General features: G+C 65.2%; 3 protein-coding genes. 1 reads left to right on the plus strand and 2 read right to left on the minus strand.

Annotated features, from left to right (window positions below):
• Window positions 1-90: 90 nt before the first annotated feature.
• Both WMO66_RS02565 and WMO66_RS02570 read right to left on the minus strand, forming a co-directional pair.
• A complete protein-coding gene (locus WMO66_RS02565; RefSeq protein WP_349134846.1) occupies window positions 91-282 on the minus strand; it encodes a DUF951 domain-containing protein in 192 nt (63 codons plus the stop codon).
• Window positions 263-1,546, minus strand: a complete 1,284-nt coding sequence (locus WMO66_RS02570; RefSeq protein ID WP_349134847.1) for a replication-associated recombination protein A — start codon at window positions 1,544-1,546, stop codon at window positions 263-265. The genes WMO66_RS02565 and WMO66_RS02570 overlap by 20 nt, the downstream gene beginning before the upstream one ends.
• A 182-nt stretch (window positions 1,547-1,728) precedes the next feature.
• Between WMO66_RS02570 and nth the strand changes: the two genes are divergently transcribed.
• Complete coding sequence (gene nth / locus WMO66_RS02575) at window positions 1,729-2,355, plus strand: endonuclease III (RefSeq protein WP_349134848.1); 627 nt, start codon at window positions 1,729-1,731, stop codon at window positions 2,353-2,355.
• Window positions 2,356-2,500 lie beyond the last annotated feature (145 nt).

Below are 2,500 nucleotides of genomic sequence, written 5' to 3' on the forward strand. Positions count from 1 at the left end.
CGTCGGCCGTTGGCCTCCTCGCAATGACAAGTCGGGAGCGTTTGCCATTTTAACGGCGGCTTGTACGGGCTGCCCCTCCCCTGCAACGCGTTAACCCTGCTTCTCCCCGCGCTCGACGGACCTTACGCGGGGTAATATCTGGAAGCGCGGCTTCATGACCTCATGGCCGCAGCCGGTGCAGCGCAGGCGCAGGTCCGCGCCGGTGCGCAGGACGAGCCAGCGCGACGCACCGCAGGGGTGCGGCTTTTTCATCACGAGAATATCACCGACCTGAATTTCCATCGCTGCCTCCTTTGATTGCGTCCCAATAGTGCCGGGCGGCCTGCTCGACCTTGTTGTCGCCGTAGTGATAGTAGACCGTGCCCTTTAACAGGTCCGGCAGGTACTGCTGCGGGACCCAGTGGTTCGGGAAATTGTGCGGGTAGAGATAGCCCTGCTCGCGTTCCTGCCCGGCGCTGTCGGCGTGGACGTTCTGCAGCTCGCGCGGGATGACGCCGGTTTTCCCGTGCCGGACATCCGCCAGCGCGGCGTCGATGGCCAGCACGCCGGAATTGGACTTCGGGGCCGTCGCCAGAACGAGCACGGCATCCGCCAACGGCAGGCGCGCCTCCGGCATGCCGAGCTGCAGGGCACTGTCGACGCAGGCCTTGACGATGGATATGGCCTGCGGGTAGGCAAGGCCGATGTCCTCCGCGGCGGAGCACAGCAGGCGGCGGCAGCAGGCGGGCAGGTCGCCGACCTCGAGAAAGCGCGCCAGATAGTGGATGGCGGCGTCGGGGTCCGAGCCGCGGATGGACTTCATGAGGGCCGAAAGGCAGTCATAGTGGTTGTCGCCCTCGCGGTCATAGCGCATGGCCGAGCGCTGCGTGACGGCCTTCGCATCCTCGAGACGGATATGCAGGCTCGTGTCGCCGGTCCTGGCGACGAGAAACAGGGCCTCGACGGCATTGAGCGCCTTGCGGATATCGCCGCCGCAGGAGCTTGCGATGTGCTCGAGCGCGCCCGGCTCCGCCGTGACCTCGAGCTGCTCCTTTTTTGCCAGATAGTCCACGGCGCGGCGGACGGCCTTCTCAGCGGCCGCGGGCGTGATGGGCTTGAACTCGAAGACCGTGCAGCGGCTGAGAATGGCGTTGAAAATATAGAAATACGGGTTCTCCGTCGTGGAGGCGATGAGCGTGATCTTGCCGTTTTCGATGTGCTCGAGCAGGGACTGCTGCTGCTTTTTGTTGAACGACTGGATCTCGTCGAGGTAGAGCAGAACGCCGTTCGGGGCCATGAAGGTGTCGAGCTGAGAGACGATCTCCCGGATGTCGGCCGTGGAGGCCGTCGTGGCGTTGAGCTTATAGAGGGTGCGCTGCGTGGCGGCAGCGATGATGTTGGCGACGGTCGTCTTGCCCGTGCCGCTCGGGCCGTAGAAGATCAGGTTCGGCACGCGGCCGGACTCGATCATCCGGCGGAGCATCCTGCCCTCGCCGAGGATTTCCTCCTGCCCGTAGACGTCGTCGAGCGTTGTCGGCCGCAGCTCGTCTGCCAGCGGCTGGTACATGCGATCACCTCAGATTCCCGAAAACTTGTTCCTGATATTATACCGCATTTTGAGGAGAATGTCCAGAACGGAGAGGGCAATGCTGCAGGGCGGCGGACAGCCGGGCCCCTGCAGTGCGCGACGGACTGGCTTTTCCCCGCAAACTATGCTATAATTGACGCAAACGAAACGGAGGGATCGGCATGGAGGAAAAGGTCGCGGCGATCATTGCGGCGCTGCGGGAGCGGTATCCGGACGCGCTTTGCGCGCTGCACTATGGGAAGGACTACGAGCTGATGATCTCGGTGCGCCTTTCGGCGCAGTGCACGGACGCGCGCGTCAATCAGGTCACGCCCGCGCTGTTTGCGCGCTATCCGACGCTCGACGCCTTTGCGGAGGCGGATGTGGCGGAGGTCGAGGAGTATGTTCGCTCGTGCGGCTTCTTCCACCACAAGGCGCAGGACATCGTGGCGGCCTGCCGGATGCTCCGCGACGAGTACGGCGGGCGCGTGCCGGACACGATGGAGCAGCTCCTGCGGCTGCCGGGCGTCGGGCGGAAGACGGCCAACCTGCTGCTGGGCGACCTCTACGGCAAGCCGGCCGTCGTGTGCGACACGCACTGCATCCGCATCGCAAACCGCCTCGGGCTGGCCTGCGGCAAGGAGCCGGAGAAGGTCGAGCGGCAGCTGCGCGCCATCCTCCCGCCGGAAGAAAGCTCGGATTTCTGCCACCGGATCGTCCTGTTCGGCCGCGAGGTGTGCACGGCGCGCAGTCCGCACTGCGACCGGTGCGAGCTGCGGCCGTATTGCAGAGAGTTCAGCGGGAAATGAGGAATTCGAAATCGGGAGATAGCCCCCGACTTGTCATTGCGAGGGCGCTCCGCGCCCGTGACGATCGCGGGAAGGCCGTCACGTTGATCGCACACGCCATTGTAGGGGAGCGGACAGCCGGGCCCGGCGGCGCGCTGCCGGGCCG

Source organism: Faecousia intestinalis, from assembly GCF_040096185.1.
GTDB lineage: Bacteria > Bacillota > Clostridia > Oscillospirales > Oscillospiraceae > JAZOXB01.